The organism is Sphingorhabdus sp. SMR4y, assembly GCF_002218195.1.
In the GTDB taxonomy this organism is placed as follows: Bacteria; Pseudomonadota; Alphaproteobacteria; order Sphingomonadales; family Sphingomonadaceae; genus Parasphingorhabdus.
Genome location: NZ_CP022336.1, coordinates 40726 through 60835, shown reverse-complemented (window position 1 = coordinate 60835; position 20110 = coordinate 40726). Strand labels below are relative to the sequence as shown.

Below are 20110 nucleotides of genomic sequence, written 5' to 3'. Positions count from 1 at the left end.
AGAGCCCATGGCACTTCGGACATATTCAATCCCCCTATGTAAAAGCTATGAGCCCCAAGATGATCTCCTCCCCCAAATCTCTCCTCGCCGCCTCCCCCCTTGTCCTGGCAAGCCTGTGGCTGCCGGCCCCTGCCAGCGCGCAAATTTCCGATACGGAAACGGACTATGCCGACGAAGAAATTGTCGTCATCGCCGAGCGTCCGCGCGGAGCGGTCGTCACCGAGATACCGCCCGTCGTCGAACTGAGCGAAGAGGATATCGCAAGCTATGGCGTGTCATCGGTGCAGGACCTGCTCGAGGCGATTTCCTCGCAGACCACCTCCAGCCGGGGACGCGGCAGCGGCCGGCCGGTCGTTCTGATCAACGGCCAGCGCACGTCCGGTTTCCGCGAGATCCGCGACCTGCCACCCGAAGCGATCCGCACGGTTCAGGTTTTCCCCGAAGAACTGGCGCTGCAATATGGCTATCGCCCCGACCAGCGCGTGATCAATTTCGTGCTCAAGGACAATTATACCGGCGTCAGCGTCTCGGCGGAATATGGCGTTCCCACGCAAGGGGCACAGGGCCGTTCGGAAGTGGAGAGCACGATCACCCGCATCGGCAGGAACAGCCGCGTCAATATCAACCTGGAATGGCAGAATAATACTGCGATCACCGAAAGCGAACGCGACATCGTGCAGGATGCGGCCGGCGAACTGGTCAATCTCGGCGATTTCCGCACGCTGGCCGCACCCTCCGACAATGTGGAACTCAATGCCAATTACAGCCGGTCGTTCGACAATGGCATGTCGCTGTCGCTGAACGGCGGTTATGTCTATGACAAGTCGCGCGGCCTGCAGGGCCTGCCCGGCGGCACGCTAGACGTCGCCGGCGACCCGCTGTTCCGCTATTTCACCGAATATGGCCCCTTGCGCCGGGTGCAGGAAACCAACACCGCGCAGGCCGGCCTGACCCTGAACGGCATGCTGAGCGACTGGCGCTGGTCGCTGACCAGCGATTACACCCGCACCCAGGTCAACACCGATACCGATCGGTCCGGTGACATCAGCGCGCTGCAGGCGGCCATTGACGCCGGTACGGTCGATCCGCTGGCGGTCAGCTTCGGCCCCTTGCTCGGGGCACCTGTCACCGACACCGCGAAGGTTGTCGACCAGACGATCAACAATCTCGCCACCCTCTCGGGCACCTTGCTGGTTCTACCTTCCGGTGCCGTCACCACTACGATCCGTGCCGGCTATAATCGTGAAGATCTGGACAGCCGGGAAACGCGCGGCGGAATTGCCACGACAACCGACCTCAGCCGCGATGAAATCAGCACCGGGATCAACATCGACATCCCGCTGGCCGACGAGAATATCGACGTCGTGGAAGCGATCGGAAAATTGTCGATCAACGGTAATTTCGGCTATTCCGAGCTGTCCGATTTCGGCGGTCTGGTCGAATTCGGCTTCGGGGTGAACTGGGAACCGCTGGACGGACTGGTCTTCTCCGCCTCTGCCATTGGCGAGGACGCCGCGCCAACCATTGCCCAGCTCGGCAATCCGCTGATTATCACGCCCAATGTCAATATCTTCGACTTCACCAACGGCGAAACCGTGCTGGCCTCGATCACTACCGGCGGCAATCTGTCGCTGCCGGCGGAGAAACAGCGGGATATCAAGCTGGCCGTCAATTACCGGCCCGAGTGGCTGGACGGTTTCACCTTTCTCGGCGAATATTTCCGCAACAGCAGCGACAATGTCGCCTCCAGCTTCCCGCTGCTGACCCCGGAAATCGAAGCGGCCTTTCCCGACCGCGTGACCCGCGATGCCAGCGGACGCCTGGTCGCAATTGACCAGAGGCCGGTCAGCTACGCCAACGTCAGCAGCGAGCGCATCCGCTATGGAATCGATTTTTCCAAACGCTTTGGCCAGCAGCGTGGCGGCGGCCCGGGCAGAGGGGACCGGGCAGCACGGCCGGCTGGCGGAAGCGCTCCGCAAGGCGGACCGCAAGGCGAAAAGCCGGCAGAAGGCGCGGCGCCCGAAGGCAATACGGAAGCGCGTCCCGCAGCACCGCGCGGTGGCCGCGGCGCAGGTGGCCGGCCCAGCGGCGGGCGCTGGCAACTTTCCGCCTTTCACACCATCCGTCTGGAGGACAGGATCAAGATCCGCGACGGCGTTGACGAGCTCGACCTGCTGAACGGTTCAGCCACCGGCTCGACCGGCGGCAGCCCGCGGCACGAGTTCGAGATCAACGGCGGCTGGTTCAACGATGGCATCGGCTTCCGACTTAGCGGCGAGCACCAGACCGCAACCCGTGTCGACGGCGGCCTCACCGGTTCGGACCTGCGCTTCTCCGACCTGACCACGCTCAACCTGCGGATGTTCATAAACCTCGACGACCGCGGCAATCTGACCGAGAAAATTCCGTTTCTGAAGGGCAGCCGTATCGCCTTCAAGATCGACAATATTTTCAATGATATCCAGACCGTCCGCGATGACAGCGGCCTGATCCCGCTAAGCTATCAGCAAGGCTATCTCGATCCGGTCGGACGCTATGTCGAGATCGATTTCCGCAAACAGTTCTAGGGGGCGCGGAAAGCCAATTGAGGCTTGCCGATGGTGGTGCTCGGTGAATGCCGTTAGCCCTGAACTTGTCGAAGGGCACTTCTCGACGATAGGCGTGGTTCGACAAGCTCACCACGAACGCAACTCATTTCACGACAAGTCCGCCATCGAAACCGGGTCGGCCCGATATATCTGCATCTCCGGCCGTTCGCCGACCAGCGCGGTCAGGCGTCTGACGAACTCCCGCGATTCCGGCAGTGCGAAATGCGCGGCGACGGCGGCTTCGTCCTGCCATTGCTCGTGGTAGAACAGGCGCGTCGGGTCTTCGCAATCAACGTGAATATGGTGCGATATGCAGCCCGGTTCCGCGCGGGACCGGGCGCTATGCTCGGCGCATAGCGCAATGATCTCGTCCGAACTGGCGACAAAGAGGGTGGAGATCGATGCGGTGATAATGATCATGGAGCCAGCGCCGCCCGCGTCGTGCTCTTCGACATGAAATAGGCCAGTAGCCCAGCGATGATTGTCACGATAGCGGAAAAAGCCATCGGCGTGAAGCGCAGCTCAGGCCCCGCACCCTGCAGCACCATCACGATCAGAAAGGCTGGGATCAATGTCATCGCCAGATGTTTGAACGCCAGCACAAATGGTGCAGTCCCGACCCGGAAGTCCGCAGCCAGCCCGGGCGCGACCTTGCCCGATTTGCGTTGCGCCACGGTGATCGGATAGACGATCAAGGTCAGCATCAGGCTCATCAGCACGGCTATGGCAATCAATGTTCCACCCAGACTGGGCGCGGAATCGCCAAAGGGCAGCGTTGCAGGAACAAAAGGCAGATCACGGGTCAGCCAGTAATTGATCCCGCCGGCCAGCACGATATTCACCACCGCATCCCCCCGCGCCTGCCTCTCGATAAAGGCGTCCATGCTGATCGGCGCTGCGGCGATGCTGGTGGCCATCTTCTCTCTCCCTGTTTTGCAGGAGAGAGTGACGGCGGCGGGGGGAATGTCAAGTGGGATGGTTTCGGGGTGAAGGGGATGGGAATCCTCTGCCCCGACCAGCTTCGCTCCCCGAAATTCAAATCGCCCGGATTTTTTGGAATGGATTTCCCTTAAGTCGTGGCCGTCCCTAAGCCCCCTCCTTAGAGAAGCGCCTGTTGCTGAGCTTATTGCCCCGATATCTTCCGCAACACCCGCCACGCCAGCGCCTTCGCCCGGTTCCGCGCCGGAAAGCGCCCCGGTGCCCGCGGCGTGATCCCCCGCTTGCGCAACCAGCCATTGAACGCCCGTGCGTCGGCCTCTTCAAAGCTCCAGTCGCTGCGCCAGGTGATCGATAGCGAGATGCTCGGCTCCGGCCCGTTCTGCACATGATGCGGCGCCATGACCGGCACGAAAATAGCCTTGCCGGGCGTCAGATGGTGGCGCGTGCCCTCGGCCTCGAAATCATCCTGCCAGACCAGATTGCGGTGGCCGCCGCAATGATAGCCCTCGTGGATCTCGTCAGCAGCAAAGCGGGCGTTTCCGGCCGGGAAAGTGGTCATCCATTTTGCGCCGCGCAATTGCAGCAGGATATTATGTTCCGGATCGAAATGATAAGGCGTCACCGCATCCGGCGAAGACACGAAGATATAGCCTTGGGGCTTGAGCATCTGGCCGGTCTTGGCCTCCAGTATCGGCCGGATCTCCGCCAGCAGCGAAAGCAGCAATTCTTCATATTCCGGCATCTGCTCGATATTCTTGAGCACCGCCCAGCTCGCCGACTTGTCGATCATCCGGATCGTGTCGCCGATGGACATGCCATTGTCTGGCACATCCTCCGGCCTGATGCCGACCGGCAGATCGCCGGGGTTATATTCGACACTCGCCTGCGGCAGCGCCTCACCCAGTTTCGCCAGCGCATCGAGCGTCAACAGATCGTGCGAGAGCATGTCATGATCAAAAAGCTGCGCCTGTTCGGGATAGCAGGCCTCGAATTGCCGCCGCATATCCGCACCGAAAACCGGTGACCGGAAACTGTTTCTGTGAGAAATCTGGTTCATGACTGCTCCTCTGCCGGATCGAAAATCACGCGCTTCCTGATCTTGCCCATCATTCGCTCGCCCAGTCTCACGCCGCGGAAGACAGCGCGGTCGACAAGCCCCTTCGGTTCAATGGAGAAGCGGCCGATATGACGGCGATCAACCCACAGGCCATCGATCATCGGGTGGCCTTCGGAGGCACAGCTATCGACCCAGTCGAGAGTCTCGCTGTCGAGGCATGCGAGATTTTCAATCTGCAACTGCACTCCGGGCGAATAGTTTGAATATTCCTCATCAAAAGCGGTTTTGAATCCGAAGCCACCGCGGCCCGAGCGGAAGCTGACCAGCATCGTGATCGGCTGTCCATCGAGACGCATATCCCGTCGCTCCAGCTGCCCGCTCTGTGCGGCACCGTGGACGGCGCTGCGGAAAAATTCACGCGTCGCATCGGTGCAGTCGAGCGCAGAACCGGTCTTGCCTTTCCACCCCTTGCGTTCCAGCGCGAGAAATTCGTCAATCCATGCGTCAAGATTGTCCCCGTCCCGATGGCAGCCGAATTGCAACTCGCCAATCTCGCCCAGCCGGCGTTTTATGCGGAGCAGTTCCTTGCGTTTCTTCTTGCGGATGTTCGTCCGGTAATATTCGTCTGCCGTGACGTCGCCCTCAAGCAGCGCCCTTGCCTCGCTATGCACCAGATCGCAGCGCCGTTCCCAGCCTTGACACACCGCCCGCAAGGCTTTGTCCAGCGGGCCGTTTATGGTCATTCCCTTAATATGCAGGAACCCCGGCCACTCGCTTTCGTCCAGTGCGCCGAGCAGCTTTTCCCAGAAGATTGATTCAAGCCCCTTGCGGACCAGCGGTGTCCCGAGAAAGCAATTGTGATGCATCCAGTTTTGCACAAAGGGTACCGGCCAGCGGCCATATGGCTTTTCCGGAGCGAGCGGCAACAGACCCAGCAATTGGGAGTGGCGGGGCTCACCGGCCCAGAGCAGAAACAGCTTCAGGTCGCGATGATGGTCGAGATGCGCCAGCGACGGACGCAGAAACCAGTGCTCATAAAATATATTCGGTTCGCTGGCCTGCCCGGCCAGATCGCTCCAGGCCTCGACCAGATCGGCATCGATCCCGGACACCGGCAGCCATTGTCCCGCGAACTCGGACAAGGGCAGACCATTGGCAAAGCCGTCGGCCTGGATTTCCCAGTCGTCCTTCCTATGAAACCCGCTCAAATCCATCGAGATCGCCTTATCCGCATCATTTTCGCTTTCGCTGATCGGGCTAGCGCAAAAGGGGTAAAATCTTATTAACGCTGTCGCGTCCGGAATTGACCGGGCCGGGCCATGAAAAACCCCGCCGGAATCGCTTCCGGCGGGGTCTGTTTCTGCACCGGCTGGCGCGGATTCTAGTGAACGCCGCCCTGCGCCGCAAAGAGCGCTGCCAGCAGCAGCAATGCGACGATGTTGGTGATCTTGATCATCGGATTGACGGCGGGGCCCGCGGTATCCTTGTACGGATCGCCCACGGTATCGCCAGTCACAGCAGCTTTATGGGCTTCGGAACCCTTGCCGCCGTGATTGCCGTCCTCGATATATTTCTTGGCATTGTCCCAGGCACCGCCACCCGCTGTCATCGACAGGGCAACAAACAGACCGGAGACAATCACGCCGAGCAGCAAGGCGCCAAGAGCGGCAAAGCCGTTGGCCTGCCCTGCAACCGCGGTGATCACGAAATAGACCACGATCGGCGCGAGAACCGGCAGCAGCGATGGCAGGATCATTTCCTTGATCGCAGCCTTGGTCACCAGATCCACGGTCCGGGCATAGTCGGGACGCGATGTGCCATCCATGATGCCCTTGTCAGCAGCGAACTGTGCGCGAACGTCTTTCACCACGTCACCCGCAGCCCGTCCCACGGCGGTCATGCCCATCGCTCCGAAGAGATAGGGCAGAAGCGCGCCGAGCAGCAGGCCGACGATCACATAGGGATTTTCAAGGCTGAAGCTGACTTCAAGGTTCGGGAAAAATTCCTTCAGATCAGCGGTATAAGCCGAAAACAGCACCAGTGCGGCCAGACCGGCAGAGCCGATGGCATAGCCTTTGGTAACAGCCTTTGTGGTGTTGCCAACAGCATCCAGCGCATCGGTTTTTTCCCGCACGCTTTCATCAAGGCCGGACATTTCGGCAATGCCGCCCGCGTTATCGGTTACCGGACCATAAGCGTCCAGCGCCACAACCATACCGGCAAGCGCCAGCATCGAGGTTGCCGCAAAAGCGATACCGATCAGGCCGGCGAGCTGAAAAGCGACGACTATGCCGACAACGATGACCAAAGTCGGCAAGGCCGTTGCTTCCATCGAAATTGCCAGTCCCTGGATCACGTTCGTGCCATGGCCGGTTTCCGACGATTTGGCGATCGACCGCACCGGACGATATTCCGTACCGGTATAATATTCGGTGATCCAGATGATCAGGCCGGTAACAGCCAGACCAACCATCATCGACCAGAACAGCGCCATGCCGGTGAAACCGCCACTGCCGTCCAGCGCGACACCGATTGGCGTATCCATGTCACCCAGCGTACGCATTGTGACATAATAGATCGCCGGGATCGACAGCACTGCGGTGGTGATGAAGCCCTTGTAGAGCGCGCCCATGATGTTCGTGCCGTTACCGAGACGGACCATATAAGTGCCGATGATCGATGTCAGGATGCAGACACCGCCGACAATCAGCGGCAGGGACATCAGGTCATAAAGCATCGCGCTGCCGACCAGATCGCCGAACAACAGTGCCAGCAGCACCATCGTCGCACCGACCGTCACGACATAGGTCTCGAACAGGTCGGCCGCCATGCCGGCACAATCGCCGACATTGTCACCAACATTGTCCGCGATCGTCGCAGGGTTGCGCGGATCATCCTCGGGGATGCCCGCTTCCACCTTGCCGACCAGATCGGCGCCAACGTCGGCGGCCTTGGTAAAGATACCGCCGCCGAGACGCGCGAAGATCGAGATCAGCGAAGCGCCAAAGGCCAGAGCGACCAGCGCGTCGATGACCGTGCGGTCATTGGCTGCCATGCCCATCTGGGTTGTCAGCACGTAGAAGAAAATGGAGATCGCCAGCAAAGCGAGGCCGGCCACCAGCATGCCGGTCACCGCACCGGCGCGGAATGCGACGGTAAGACCGGTTTGCAGGCTTTCGCTGGCTCCCTGTGCCGTGCGGACATTGGCGCGAACCGAAATATTCATGCCGATATAGCCCGCGACACCGGAAAGAATGGCACCGAGCAGAAAGCCTACTGTGGAAACCGGACCGAGAAAGATGAAGACCAGAACCGCGACGACGATGCCGACGAGGCCGATCGCGCGATACTGGCGGTTCAGATAAGCTTGAGCGCCTTCCTGGATCGCGCCGGCAATGGATTGCATTTTTTCGTTGCCAGCCGGTGCATTGAGCACCTGACGGCTGGTGATAAAGCCATATAATATGGCTATAAAACCACATAGAATTGAAATGGTGACTACAGTCATTACTGAGCATCCCCCCCTATTTTTTCACGAGCGCTCCATTGATCAGAGCGCTTTCGCGATTGGTATAGTGCGGGAAACGCGAACCGCGCAAGCCCTGATTTAACGGCTCAATTGAATGGCTTGAGAGCCTATTCAAATTGATAGAGTCCGTCCGGTCAGGCGTGCACAAATCCAAGATTTTCAGGCAATTCTATCCGCTCACCATGACTGTGCAGGGCTACGCCCGATCCCGGACGGCAAATACCGACGCAGGTCAGCGGCACAGACAACACGGTTTCCGGGCTTGCGGTCAGCAACAATTGATAGTCATCTCCCCCGGTCGCGGCTTTCATTCGCGCGTCCCGGTCGTCACCAACCAACGCCTGAAACTGTCCGGATAACGGCAGTTCCGCGAGATCGATCTCGATCTGAATGCCGCTGGCTGCAGCAATCCGCGAAGCGTCGAGCAGCAAGCCGTCAGAAACATCCATCATGCTGCTGACCAGATTGGATAATATCCGCCCTTCTTCCAGCCGGGGCATCGGACGGGTGTGCGCTTTCAGCAGCGTTGCGCTGGTGTCTATATCTTCTGCCTGCAGGACCCCCGACGCGATTTGCAGACCCGCCCAGGCATCACCGATGGTTCCGGTAACATACACGGCATGGCCCGGCATGGCATTGCTGCGGGAAGGCACGATATGGCCTTTCGCCTCGCCAATCGCCGTCAGGCCGAATGTCCGGGGTCCATCATCGCCCATCGCCACAGTGTCACCGCCGAGCAGCGGAACGGAAAAGCGGTCGATCGCCTGCTTCAGTCCTTCAACAAAGGCTGCGTCCCACGCGTCTCCGGCGGTCCTGCCATAGCCGAGCAGCAAGCCCAGCGGCTTTGCCCCCTTGGCGGCGAGATCGGAGAGATTCACCGCAACCAGTTTCCATGCGACATCGGCGGGATCGGCATCGCGCAGGAAATGCACGCCTTCGACCATCATGTCATGGGTCATCACCAGCTTGTGCCGGCCAAACGGCATCATCGCAACATCATCGGCCAGCCCGCGGGCAGCCGGGTGGGTGGTGATCGCTTTCAGCCGGTCAATAAAAGCCAATTCGTTCAAGACAGGGCGTGCTCCAGTGCCATTCTGATGGAAGCGTTGGCGCGCTTGCTGACCGCTGCCTGAGGGGCAAATCCATTGAATCCGTGCGGCGCGCCAGGGTAGATAGCAAGCTCAACCGGAACACCGGATGAACGAAGACGATTTGCAAAGGCAATATCTTCATCGAGAAACAGATCGAGGTCGCCGCACATGATGTAGGCGGGTGGCAAGCCGGTGAGATCCGTTGCCCGTGCGGCTGCGGCATATTGGCTGGCGCCTTCTTCCTCGGCATATAGCGACCAGGCATGCAGCGAAGTCTCGCGGGTCCATGTCGAGGGCGGTATATCCATCTGACCCGATGGCATGGCGTGCCGGTCATCAAGCATCGGGTAGATTAGCAACTGGAAGGCAATGTCGGGGCCGCCCCGGTCACGGTTCATCAGCGCCGCGCTCGCCGCCAGTCCGCCGCCGGCGCTGGGCCCGGCAAGAATGATCTTGCGCGGCTTGCGGTTCGCTGCCACTCGCTCGATCACCGCGCAAACGTCACAAGCGGCAGCAGGTGCACGATGTTCTGGCGCCATCCGGTAATCGACCGAAATGACCGGAGCGAGCGCGGAATAGCTCTGCGCCGCAAGGTCCTCGGCACTGCCCAGGACATAGCCACCGCCGTGCATCCAGATGATCGCACAATCGGGATACAGCATATCGCGCCCGCAATATTCGATCACCGAGACTTCCGGTTCACCGGCCAGACCCGGCATGTGATAGGCGTCTTTCAGACCTTCAAATTCGGGTACGGTCGCAGCCACCTGCTCGAACCGTCTGGCCACCGCAGCGCGCGCGCTTGCCAGATCTGTCCTTACCAGTTCGGAAATATATGGTCCGTCGACGCAGATAATATCGCGAAATTCCGGATCGAGCCGTTCTAGAAAGTCGGACAAAATTTTCCCCTATGACAACAGGGGTATCGGTCAGCCCCTGACCTGTTTCGCGATACTGTCGAGCAGTCCGTTGACGAAACCGGCATCCTTTTTGTTGAAAAAGGCATGAGCCACATCGAGATATTCGTCAATTACCGTTGCGATCGGTACGTCTTCCTGTGCGACCAGTTCAAAAGTCCCGCAACGGAGAATCTGGACCATCGTCTTGTCGAGCCGGCCCAATGTCCAGCCGGACGCGAGTTTCGCCGCCACCAGCTGGTCGATTTCTTCCATCCGCGAAGTCACGCCGATGACCAGTTCGTCAAAAAAGTCGCGTTCGGCCGGATGATACTGGTCATCCTCGATCTCCTGGCCGAGCCGGTGATCGTGAAATTCCTTCAACAGCTTGGGCACCGGCGTCTTTTCCATCTGGTGCTGGAACAGCGCCTGCACGGCGGCCAGCCGGGCGGCGGATCGGGATGTGGATTTGGCGGTCATGCGCTTTTCATCCGCGGCATGCCGACAAAGTCCATCTTGCCAATCTTGAGGCCGCGCTCGCGCAGCAGGTCATAGGCCGTCGTGGCGTGGAAATAGAAATTCGGCTGGGCAAAGCTCAGCAGAAAATTTTCCGCAGTGAACGGCATGACAACATCCTTGAAGCGGAATTCCATATGCTTGCCGACAAAACCCGCCATCTCCGCTTCGCTGACCGCTTCCAGTCCGGCCTTGGCTTCATCGAGCTTTTCGTAAAGGCCCGCCCAGTCTTCCGGTGGCGGAGCCAGGCTTGGCGTAAACACGCCTTCCCGCACGGCTTCAATAGCGCCCAGCGAATGTTCGCGGCAGCATTTCACCTGATAGGAAAAGGGCAGCATATCCTCGATCAGCCGCGCACCGATAATCTCTTCCGGAGCGGTGCCGGTGTCCTCGCAATGGGCTTTGGCCTTGTCGACCAGCTTGCGGACCGCGGCAATGATCTGCAGCTGGCTCGGAATCACGGCATCATATAGGGAAATGGTCATGAAATTGTCTCTCTCTTGATCGTCAGCGCCGGTCGAGCCGCTTTTGCACGCTGGCGGCATGGGCGGGCAAGCCCTCTGCTTCTGCCAGAGCGACCGCGGCCGGGCCGATATTGCGCAAGGCCTGTTCATCACAGCGGATGAAGCTGGTGCGTTTCATGAAATCGGTTACCGACAGGCCGGACGAAAAACGCGCCCGGCGGCCTGTTGGCAAGACATGGTTCGGGCCGGCAACATAGTCACCAACGGCCTCGGGTGTGTGGCGGCCGAGGAACACCGATCCGGCGTGGCGGATTTTGCGGAACATGGCATCGGGATCATCAATCGCCAGTTCGAGATGCTCGGCGGCCAGCCGGTCAACCAGCGGCACCGCCTGATCCAGCCGGTCAACGACTATGATCGCGCCATTGTCATTCCAGCTTGTCGTCGCTGCCGCAGACGTAGCGAGAGCCTTCAACTGCTCATCCACTTTTGCAGAAACTTGCTCGGCAAACTTCGCATCATCTGTGAATAATATGGACTGGCTGGTCGGATCATGTTCCGCCTGGCTGAGCAGGTCGGCGGCGATCCAGTCGGGATCGTTCTTGCCATCGGCGACGACAACGATTTCCGAAGGGCCAGCGACCATATCGATACCGACGACGCCGAACACCTGCCGCTTGGCTTCCGCCACCCAGGCATTTCCGGGACCGGTAACGACATCGACCGGCGCAATTTTTTCCGTGCCATAAGCGAGCGCGGCCACCGCCTGTGCGCCGCCAATGCGCCAGATTTCGTCCACTCCGGCCAGTTCTGCGGCCGCCAGCACCAGCGGGTTGATATAACCGCCGGGCGCCGGGGTCACCATGATGATATGCTCGACCCCTGCAACCTTGGCGGGAAGAGCATTCATCAGCACCGAAGACGGATAGGCGGCCCGGCCACCGGGAATATAGATGCCCGCCCGCTCGACCGCGCCCCAGCGCGCGCCGATGCGCACGCCGGCATCGTCCATATAATCCCTGTTTTCAGGCAGTTGTCCGTCATGATAATCACGAATTCTCAAGGCCGCCAGCTCCAGCGCAACCCGCAAGGATGCTTCCAGTCCTTCCAGTGCCGCTTCAGTTTCCGCCTTGTCGACGCGCCAGCCGGTCTGCTCCAGATCATGCTGGTCAAACTTGCTGGTCAAATCGGCAACGGCTGCATCACCCCTGTCCCGGACATCCTGAATGATCGCCCGGACATCCGCCGACACATCTGCATCCGCCTCGCGCCGGGTATTGACCAGCGCGTCAAAGGCAGCATCAAAATCCGGATCAGAAATCGAAAGTCGAAGAACCATCAGACCTGCCCCGCCAGCTCGCGGAATTTCTGCACCAGCGGCGTCAGCTCGGCGCTGCGCATCTTGTAGGCCGCGCGGTTCACCACCAGCCGTCCGGAAATATCCAGAATCCGGTCGGTCTCAACCAAAGCATTGGCTTTCAGCGTGCTGCCGGATTCAACCAGATCGACGATATGCCGCGACAGGCCCAGCGAGGGAGCCAGTTCCATCGCGCCGTTCAGCTTCACGCATTCGGCCTGGATGCCCTTGCTCTCGAAATAGCGGCTGGTGAGATTAGGATATTTGGTCGCGACCCGCAGATGCGAAATATTCCCGACTTCTTCGGCATCATCCTTCGGCTGCGCCACCGACAGGCGGCAGCGGCCGATGCCGAGGTCGACCGGCGCGTAAAGTTCGCTATAGCCGAATTCCTCGATCACATCGGACCCGACGATGCCGATCTGCGCCGCGCCATGAGCAACGAAGGTCGCCACGTCGAACGCCCGTACGCGAATGATCGACATATGCGGCAGATTCGTCGCGAATTGCAGACTGCGGTTGGACTTGTCAAAAAAGGCGTCTTCTGGCACAATTCCCGCCTGCTCCAGGAGCGGCAAGGCATCGTCAAGAATCCTCCCTTTCGGAATTGCAAAGATTAGTGGTTTGGCCATGATGGCCGCGGCTTTACGGCTTCGCAGATGAAAGGGCAACGAGTTATGGATATTTTGGATGTCGAAGATATCGCCGAAGGAATGCGCGGCCAGGCGGAACATTGCCGGCGCAACGACGCGCCGGTCACGGCCTCCGTCATCATCGCCCAGCTGGCCCTGATCCATGGCCCCACCGCCTGCGGACAGAAAATCTCCCACTGGCCGGGAAAACCGCTGGAAGACGCGATGCCGCTGCGCCTTACCGGCGGCCTGCACCATCTCTATCTCAGCGGCAAGGAACCGCGCCTCGCCGATATATATGAAGGCCGAGTGACCGACCAGAACGCGATTGATCGTCTCGTCGGAGATGTCGTTGCCGACCATGATGCGCAATTGCTGCCTTGGTTTGACAGCCCGCCCCAGACCAATGAATCCGGACGGTCAGCGAGTTTCATGGCCGGCCTGCTCTGGCTGTCGAAACGTGTCGGCCCGCGATTCGAACTGCTCGAACTCGGCGCCAGCGCCGGCGTCAACACGATGATGGGCCGCTATCATTATGACCTGAACGGGGTCCAGGCTGGCCCCGAAGACTCGCCGATGCGGATAAAGCCGGAATGGCGCGGTCCGCCTCCCCCACAGGCCGCGGTCGAGATCGTCAGCGCCCGCGGCTGCGACCAGAATCCGATTGACCTGACCGATGACGAGACCGCCGCGCGGCTCAAGGGCTATATCTGGCCGGAAATGCCCGCCCGCTTCGAGCGCATGGAAGCCTCGATTGCCTTGGCCAAGCAGGACCCGCCCAAAGTGGCCAAGGCCGACGGTGCCGACTGGGTCGAGGAGCAGTTGATATTGCCGCAGGAAAGCGGCGTGACCCGGGTGCTGATGCATTCGATCGTCTGGCAATATCTGCCACAAGCGACCAAGGACCGGATTTCCAGAGCGATGGAGACGGCGGGCAAGGCGGCAACAGCAGACAGGCCGCTGGCATGGATATCCCTAGAGACCAACCGCAAGACCTTCAGCCACGAACTGATCATCCGCTACTGGCCGGGCGGCGAGCAACCGGCTTTGCTCGGCCGCGCCCATGCCCACGGCGCGTGGGTGGAGTGGTTCGATGGGTAGGGGCTATGTGCTCCGCACTTGATGCGGAGCTATCGCGTCGACAGCGCAAACCTCCAGAGCTCCGCATCAAGTGCGGAGCACATCGCTAATCCGTAACCGTATTCGGCTTACCCTCGGGCAGCGGAATATATTCGTCAGAATCACCCGGCACCAGCGGAAAGCGCCCCGCAAACCAGTCGGCCTTGGCCTGCTCGATCCGTTCCTTGCTCGACGAGACGAAATTCCACCAGACATGGCGCTCGCTGGCAAAAGCCTCGCCGCCGAGCAGCATCGCCCGCCCGCCCGACAGCGACGAAAGCGAGACCTTCGCTCCCGGCGCGATCACATAAAGCATATATCGCTCCAGCGGCACGCCATCCAGCGCGCCATCGCCATCGACCAGCATCACCGCCCGTTCGTCGGCCTCTGCATCAATCGGGATCGCGCCGCCGGTAGACAGTAATATATCAGCGTAAATAGTCTCTGCGTGACAAGTGGTCGGAGCCGTCTGTCCCCAGAGGCTCCCCATGATGACCCGCGCCTGTGCCCCACCATCCTCGATCAACGGCAAATCGCCCTGCCCGACATTCTCGAACGCCGGATCGATCTCTTCCTTGCCATCGGGCAAAGCCAGCCAGGTCTGCATCCCGAACATCCGCTTGGGCTTGTCCCGCATATCCGCCGGAGACCGCTCGGAATGGACGATCCCGCTGCCCGCGGTCATCAGGTTGACCGCGCCCGGCCGGATCGTCTGATAGGTGCCCAGACTGTCGCGATGGTCGATCGCGCCCTCGAACAAATAGGTTACCGTTGCGAGATTGATATGCGGGTGCGGGCGCACGCCCATACCCGGCCCTTCCGGCAGCGTCGCCGGGCCGAATTCGTCGACAAAGATAAACGGCCCCACCATCCGCCGATGCCGCGACGGCAGCACACGGCGAACCTGGAACTCGCCAAGATCATGTGTGGTAGGGGTGATGGTTTGCGCGATAATGGTCATATGACATCCAGTTCTCTGACGGTTTTCTCACTAATCACATTGCCTGTGTTCAGGATGGATTTCGGTTCCAGCAGCAGTACATGGCATTCTCCACCCAACGCTTCCGGGCAATGCTCGACGCCTTTCGGGACGATGATGAGCTCCCCTTCCCCGACATCGATATCGCCACTGCGCAACCCCATGCGCATCATGCCTTTCACCACCAGGAAAAGCTCGTCTTCCTGTTCGTGATGATGCCAGTCAAACTTGCCGTCAAACTTGGCGAGCTTCAGCTGCGCATCATTGATATCACCCGCGACTTTTGGCGACCAGTGATCGGAGAAGCTGGCGAAAGCTTCGGCCAGATTGACTTTGCGGATCATATTCGACCTTTCGCAAACCATTGTAATGCTTGTCCCTTTTCCCTTGCAGGAAAAGGGAATGTTTATTCGCCCGGCGCCCGCGCCTTGATCGCCATCGCGTGGACCTTGTCGCGCATCAGGTCGCCCAGCGCCTTGTTCACCATGCGCTGGCGGTTGAGCCGGGACAGACCGGCAAAGGCCGCGCATTCGATATCGACGGTAAAATGCGATTCGCCGCTGCCGTCATCGCCGGCATGGCCATGATGACTGGCGCTGTCATTGGTCACGACAAGCGATACCGGCGCGAGTTCGGCGGTGAGCCTTTTTTCAATCTCGCTGTGGACTGGACCTTTGGGCATCGAATCTCCATATTGCGTTTTCACTCACCATATTAGCCGTTTGCACCGCACTTGTCGAAGCGCGTTTCCGGCTTTCAGACCGTCCTGCGAACAGCACGGGACCAATGGAGCAAGATTGACTGTTTCCCCCAAGAGAAAGGCCAACCGCTTTCACGGACGCGTGGAGAACGAAGGCCAGCCCTGCGCGATCGAAGGCTGCGCGGAATCCGGCGAATTTCGCGCGCCACCCATCTATAGCCGTGGCCGCAGCTACGACGGACCCGGCGAATATCGCTGGCTCTGCCTCGACCATGTGCGCGAGTTCAACCAGGGTTATGACTATTTTGCCGGCATGGACTCCGAAGAGATTTTCGAGGCCCAGCATCCGGTCAGAGGATGGGACTCATCGCGGCGAATCTATGACGGCGGCGCCGGCGCGCAGCCGGCCTGGGCCGATTTCACCGATCCGCTGGACGCGATCGGCGCGCGCTTTGCCAGTCTCAAGACAGCGGCCAATACGCATGGACGTTCGATATCGAAAGCCGACCAGAATGCGCTCAGGACGCTAGGGCTTGGCGACAGTGACGCAAAAACCATCGTCCGCAGCGATATCCGCCGCGCCTATTCGGCGCTGGTGCGCAAATATCATCCCGATCGCAACGGCGGCGACCGCAGCCACGAGAAACAGTTGGCAAAAGTGATCGAGGCCTATACGCAGCTTAAGGAATCACCGGATTTTAGATAGTGGCTCGCCCTTTTTGCATTTCCTAGGGCGGCAGAGATTTTTCGAAGGACTATGATGACCGACATACCCGATATCACCCCTGACGCCAGCGACGAAACCATATTGGCCGCGCCCGACATCACCGTCGATGCGCGCGAAGTTTTCGGTGTCGACGTGGATATGCAGGTTCCGGCGTTCAGCCTGAAGGACGAGCGGGTCCCCGATCTCGATCCGTCCTATGTGTTCGATCCCGAAACCACGATCGCGATCCTCGCCGGCTTCGCCTTCAACCGGCGGGTGATGGTGCAGGGCTATCACGGCACCGGGAAATCGACCCATATCGAGCAGGTCGCCGCGCGGCTCAACTGGCCCTGTATCCGGATCAACCTCGACGCGCATATCAGCCGGATCGATCTGGTCGGGCGCGACGCCATCGTCCTGAAAGACGGCCAGCAGGTCACCGAATTCCGCGAAGGCCTGCTGCCATGGGCATTGCAGACGCCAACCGCACTGGTGTTCGACGAATATGACGCCGGTCGCCCCGACGTGATGTTCGTGATCCAGCGCATCCTGGAAGCCGAGGGCAAGCTGACACTGCTCGACCAGAACCGGGTGATCCGGCCCGATCCGCATTTCCGCCTGTTCGCCACCGCCAACACGGTCGGCCTCGGCGACACCAGCGGCCTCTATCACGGCACGCAGCAGATCAACCAGGGCCAGATGGACCGCTGGAATATCGTGGTGACATTGAACTATCTGCCGGCCGAGACCGAATCCAAGGTGATCCTGTCGAAAGTCCCCGACGCGGGCGACGAGACGGTCCAGAATATGATCAAGGTCGCGGATTTGACGCGTCAGGGCTTTATCAATGGCGATATTTCCACCGTCATGAGCCCGCGCACCGTGATCAGCTGGGCGCAAAATGCCGCGATCTTCAAAAATATCGGCTTCGCCTTCCGCCTCTCCTTCCTCAACAAATGCGACGAGGCGGAACGGATGCTGGTGGCGGAATATTATCAGCGGGTTTTCGGCGAAGATCTGCCCGAAAGCGTGATGGGCGGGTAAGTCTATCGACTCCCGCTTTACGGGTTCGATAAACGCGGTATAATCACGGGCAAGGAAGCCCATGAACCGATCTGAAGAATTCGAATATCAAATCGAAGCAGCTCGCAAAGTAATGCGAAAGGACCGCAGGGTTCTCGCGGCTTTGGCGGAGTTTGACCGAACTGGGAAATTTCCCGACTGGGTCGAAGCCGAACTGGAACAGGAAAAATCGAAAGACTGATGTTCATCGGCGGGCAATCGCCGTTCGACTATTTCCGCTCGCTTATGGCGTATTGTTTCTGTAATACAGCAAATTGATGCACGATCTTACCTCTTCTGATCCCGGACGCAGGCGCTGGTACTGGCCGTTTGTCCGGAGAAAGACTGCTGAAACCAGTTTCTACGAACCCTATGGCGACGCCATCCCGCCGCGCATTGAGGAACCGGTTGCGCCGCTCAAGAAGCCGCGCGGCAAATGGTGGTGGTTCAGCCGCGCCCTTGCTGCCGGGCTGCTGCTGTTCATCCTGCTGATCGCCTATCTCGCGATCACCGCGCCCCTGTCCAAATCGCTGCAACCGATCGCGCCGCCGCAAATCACGCTGCTGACGTCGGACGGACAGCCGTTTGCCCGTAACGGAGCGGTCGTCGACGATCCGGTGGAGGTCGCAAAATTGCCCGACCATCTGATAGAGGCCTTCCTGGCGATCGAGGACCGGCGCTTCTATTCGCACTGGGGCGTCGATCCGCGAGGCCTGGGCCGCGCACTGTGGAGCAATATCTCCGGCAGCGGCATGACCCAGGGTGGCAGCACGATCACCCAGCAGCTCGCCAAAACCACCTTCCTGACCCCCGAACGCAGCCTGACCCGCAAGGCGCGGGAAATGCTGATCGCCTTTTGGCTGGAAGCCTGGCTGACCAAGGACGAGATACTCGAGCGTTATTTATCCAACGTGTATTTCGGCGACAATGTCTACGGATTGCGCGCCGCGTCGCTCCATTATTATTATCGCCAGCCGGAAAATCTCAAGCTGGAACAGGCGATCATGCTCGCCGGTCTGGTGCAGGCGCCCTCGCGTCTCGCCCCGACGCGCAACCCCGATCTGGCCGCCAAGCGGGCCAGACTGGTCAAATCCGCGATGGTCAGCGCCGGCTATCTCTCCCGGCAGCAGGCCGATCGGGTCGGCATCGCCAGACTCGATGTCCGCGCCAAGAACAGCCTGCCCACCGGCACCTATTTTGCGGACTGGGCCATGCCGCAGGCCCGCGCCCTCACCGATCTGAGTTACGAACGGCTGGCGCTGACCACCACGCTCGATTCCCGGATGCAGGAGATCGCCCGCCGCGCCGTCGCTCGCGCACCCTTGGGGCAGGCGCAGGTCGCGCTGGTGGCAATGCGGCCCGACGGAGAAGTCGTCGCCATGATCGGCGGCAAGGATTATGCAAAATCCGCTTTCAACCGCGTCACCCAGGCGCAGCGGCAGCCGGGCTCGACCTTCAAGCTGTTCGTCTGGCTGGCGGCGCTGCGTTCCGGCATGGGTCCGAATGACAAGGTCGACGACAGCCCGATCACCAAGGGCGGTTATCTGCCGAAAAATTCCGGTGAGAAATATCGCGGCGAAATAAGCCTGCAGGACGCCTTCGCCCGTTCGAGCAATGTCGCAGCCGTGCGGCTTTTCGGCCAGATCGGTGACAAGGCGGTCATTCGCGAGGCCCGCAATCTGGGCGTCAAGTCGCCGCTGGCCGAGGATGATCCCAGCCTGGCGCTCGGCACATCGACGATGAACCTGCTGGAGCTGACTGCGGCTTATGCGGGGGTCGCCGGCAATCGCTGGCCGGTCGTCCCCTATGCCTTCAAGAAGGAAGAGCAGAGCTGGACCGAGTGGCTGTTCGACTGGCCCGGACGCTATAATGCCGGCATCCATGCGGATATGGAAAAATTGCTTCGGGCGGCGGTCAATGACGGCACCGGACGGCGCGCGATGCTGAACATCCCCAATTATGGCAAGACCGGCACCAGCCAGAATAATCGCGACGCCCTGTTCGTCGGCTATGCCGGGGACGGTGATGACCGGCTGGTGGTCGGCGTGTGGATCGGCAATGACGACAATACACCGCTGCAAGGAGTCAGCGGCGGCAGCCTGCCCGCCCGTATCTGGAAGGACTTCATGCAGCAGGCGGTTCAGTCCCGGAAGCCGGCCAGCCGCGCGAAACCGCAGGACAAGCCGGATCCCGAGGGCCCGGTTATCCCGCTCGACCTGCCGGAAATCCCGGAAATACCGGTCGAGATCGGCGATACCGAGCTCCGGATAAACAGCGATAGCGGAGTTCGGGTCGGTACGGAAATAGGCGGGATACCGGTCGATTTACGGATCAATGGCGATGGCGTGGCGGTCGAACGGCGGCGCCAGGAAAATCCCGCGGAGGGTGAACGCTAGGCCGCTCGTCCCGCCTAACAAAAAAGCAGGAAATTAGGCCTTTGATTCCCCTCCCCTTTCCGCTTAAAGCTGAACGCTT

20 protein-coding genes are annotated in these 20110 nt (G+C 60.2%); 6 read left to right on the top strand and 14 right to left on the bottom strand.

What is annotated here, in order from left to right:
- The first annotated feature begins 59 nt into the window (after nt 1–59).
- Nucleotides 60–2567, top strand: coding sequence for a hypothetical protein (locus tag SPHFLASMR4Y_RS00190; protein WP_186265994.1), 2508 nt, complete (start codon nt 60–62; stop codon nt 2565–2567).
- Between the two features lie 129 nt (nt 2568–2696).
- Here the strand turns inward: SPHFLASMR4Y_RS00190 and SPHFLASMR4Y_RS00185 are convergent, their stop codons facing one another.
- The 11 genes from SPHFLASMR4Y_RS00185 to hisG form a co-directional block, all read right to left on the bottom strand.
- A complete protein-coding gene (locus SPHFLASMR4Y_RS00185) occupies nt 2697–3008 on the bottom strand; it encodes a putative quinol monooxygenase (protein WP_089131753.1) in 312 nt (103 codons plus the stop codon).
- Nucleotides 3005–3505, bottom strand: coding sequence for a hypothetical protein (locus SPHFLASMR4Y_RS00180; RefSeq protein ID WP_089131752.1), 501 nt, complete (start codon nt 3503–3505; stop codon nt 3005–3007). The genes SPHFLASMR4Y_RS00185 and SPHFLASMR4Y_RS00180 overlap by 4 nt, the downstream gene beginning before the upstream one ends.
- A 206-nt stretch (nt 3506–3711) precedes the next feature.
- On the bottom strand, nt 3712–4584 hold the full coding sequence (locus SPHFLASMR4Y_RS00175; protein WP_089131751.1) for a transcriptional regulator: 873 nt from the start codon (nt 4582–4584) through the stop codon (nt 3712–3714).
- Complete coding sequence (locus SPHFLASMR4Y_RS00170) at nt 4581–5798, bottom strand: GNAT family N-acetyltransferase (RefSeq protein WP_089131750.1); 1218 nt, start codon at nt 5796–5798, stop codon at nt 4581–4583. Before SPHFLASMR4Y_RS00170 ends, SPHFLASMR4Y_RS00175 begins: the two co-directional genes overlap by 4 nt.
- A gap of 167 nt (nt 5799–5965) precedes the next feature.
- Nucleotides 5966–8092, bottom strand: coding sequence for a sodium-translocating pyrophosphatase (locus tag SPHFLASMR4Y_RS00165; protein WP_089131749.1), 2127 nt, complete (start codon nt 8090–8092; stop codon nt 5966–5968).
- A gap of 155 nt (nt 8093–8247) precedes the next feature.
- Nucleotides 8248–9183, bottom strand: a complete 936-nt coding sequence (gene thiL / locus SPHFLASMR4Y_RS00160; protein ID WP_089131748.1) for a thiamine-phosphate kinase — start codon at nt 9181–9183, stop codon at nt 8248–8250.
- Nucleotides 9180–10103, bottom strand: coding sequence for an alpha/beta hydrolase (locus tag SPHFLASMR4Y_RS00155; protein WP_089131747.1), 924 nt, complete (start codon nt 10101–10103; stop codon nt 9180–9182). The genes thiL and SPHFLASMR4Y_RS00155 overlap by 4 nt, the downstream gene beginning before the upstream one ends.
- Nucleotides 10104–10133: 30 nt before the next feature.
- On the bottom strand, nt 10134–10580 hold the full coding sequence (nusB, locus tag SPHFLASMR4Y_RS00150) for a transcription antitermination factor NusB (RefSeq protein WP_089131746.1): 447 nt from the start codon (nt 10578–10580) through the stop codon (nt 10134–10136).
- Nucleotides 10577–11101 (bottom strand): DUF1993 family protein, encoded by a 525-nt coding sequence (locus SPHFLASMR4Y_RS00145; protein ID WP_089131745.1) that lies wholly within the window; start codon nt 11099–11101, stop codon nt 10577–10579. Before SPHFLASMR4Y_RS00145 ends, nusB begins: the two co-directional genes overlap by 4 nt.
- A gap of 22 nt (nt 11102–11123) precedes the next feature.
- Nucleotides 11124–12419, bottom strand: a complete 1296-nt coding sequence (gene hisD / locus SPHFLASMR4Y_RS00140) for a histidinol dehydrogenase (RefSeq protein WP_089131744.1) — start codon at nt 12417–12419, stop codon at nt 11124–11126.
- A complete protein-coding gene (gene hisG / locus SPHFLASMR4Y_RS00135; RefSeq protein ID WP_089131743.1) occupies nt 12419–13069 on the bottom strand; it encodes an ATP phosphoribosyltransferase in 651 nt (216 codons plus the stop codon). Before hisG ends, hisD begins: the two co-directional genes overlap by 1 nt.
- 45 nt (nt 13070–13114) lie before the next feature.
- On the opposite strand from hisG, the gene SPHFLASMR4Y_RS00130 reads away from it, so the two are divergent.
- On the top strand, nt 13115–14170 hold the full coding sequence (locus SPHFLASMR4Y_RS00130) for a DUF2332 domain-containing protein (protein WP_260807021.1): 1056 nt from the start codon (nt 13115–13117) through the stop codon (nt 14168–14170).
- An 85-nt stretch (nt 14171–14255) separates the two neighbouring features.
- Here SPHFLASMR4Y_RS00130 and SPHFLASMR4Y_RS00125 read toward each other — a convergent pair whose 3' ends face one another.
- The 3 genes from SPHFLASMR4Y_RS00125 to SPHFLASMR4Y_RS00115 all read right to left on the bottom strand — a co-directional run bounded on the left by SPHFLASMR4Y_RS00125 (nt 14256) and on the right by SPHFLASMR4Y_RS00115 (nt 15849).
- Entirely contained in the window at nt 14256–15149 is an 894-nt protein-coding gene (locus tag SPHFLASMR4Y_RS00125) for a pirin family protein (protein ID WP_089131741.1), read from the bottom strand.
- Nucleotides 15146–15511: a cupin domain-containing protein gene (locus SPHFLASMR4Y_RS00120; protein WP_222102941.1), complete on the bottom strand. Its 366-nt coding sequence runs from the start codon at nt 15509–15511 to the stop codon at nt 15146–15148. Before SPHFLASMR4Y_RS00120 ends, SPHFLASMR4Y_RS00125 begins: the two co-directional genes overlap by 4 nt.
- 62 nt (nt 15512–15573) lie before the next feature.
- Nucleotides 15574–15849 (bottom strand): BolA family protein, encoded by a 276-nt coding sequence (locus tag SPHFLASMR4Y_RS00115; RefSeq protein ID WP_089131740.1) that lies wholly within the window; start codon nt 15847–15849, stop codon nt 15574–15576.
- A gap of 115 nt (nt 15850–15964) precedes the next feature.
- Between SPHFLASMR4Y_RS00115 and SPHFLASMR4Y_RS00110 the strand changes: the two genes are divergently transcribed.
- The 4 genes from SPHFLASMR4Y_RS00110 to SPHFLASMR4Y_RS00100 all read left to right on the top strand — a co-directional run bounded on the left by SPHFLASMR4Y_RS00110 (nt 15965) and on the right by SPHFLASMR4Y_RS00100 (nt 20031).
- Nucleotides 15965–16573 carry a J domain-containing protein gene (locus SPHFLASMR4Y_RS00110; protein ID WP_260807020.1) on the top strand — a complete coding sequence of 203 codons (609 nt, stop codon included), beginning with the start codon at nt 15965–15967 and terminating at the stop codon, nt 16571–16573.
- A gap of 54 nt (nt 16574–16627) precedes the next feature.
- Entirely contained in the window at nt 16628–17617 is a 990-nt protein-coding gene (cobS, locus tag SPHFLASMR4Y_RS00105) for a cobaltochelatase subunit CobS (protein ID WP_089134581.1), read from the top strand.
- A 61-nt stretch (nt 17618–17678) separates the two neighbouring features.
- Nucleotides 17679–17837, top strand: coding sequence for a hypothetical protein (locus tag SPHFLASMR4Y_RS16970; protein WP_186265993.1), 159 nt, complete (start codon nt 17679–17681; stop codon nt 17835–17837).
- Nucleotides 17838–17913: 76 nt separating this feature from the next.
- Nucleotides 17914–20031 carry a transglycosylase domain-containing protein gene (locus tag SPHFLASMR4Y_RS00100; RefSeq protein WP_089131738.1) on the top strand — a complete coding sequence of 706 codons (2118 nt, stop codon included), beginning with the start codon at nt 17914–17916 and terminating at the stop codon, nt 20029–20031.
- The last annotated feature ends 79 nt before the right edge of the window (nt 20032–20110 follow it).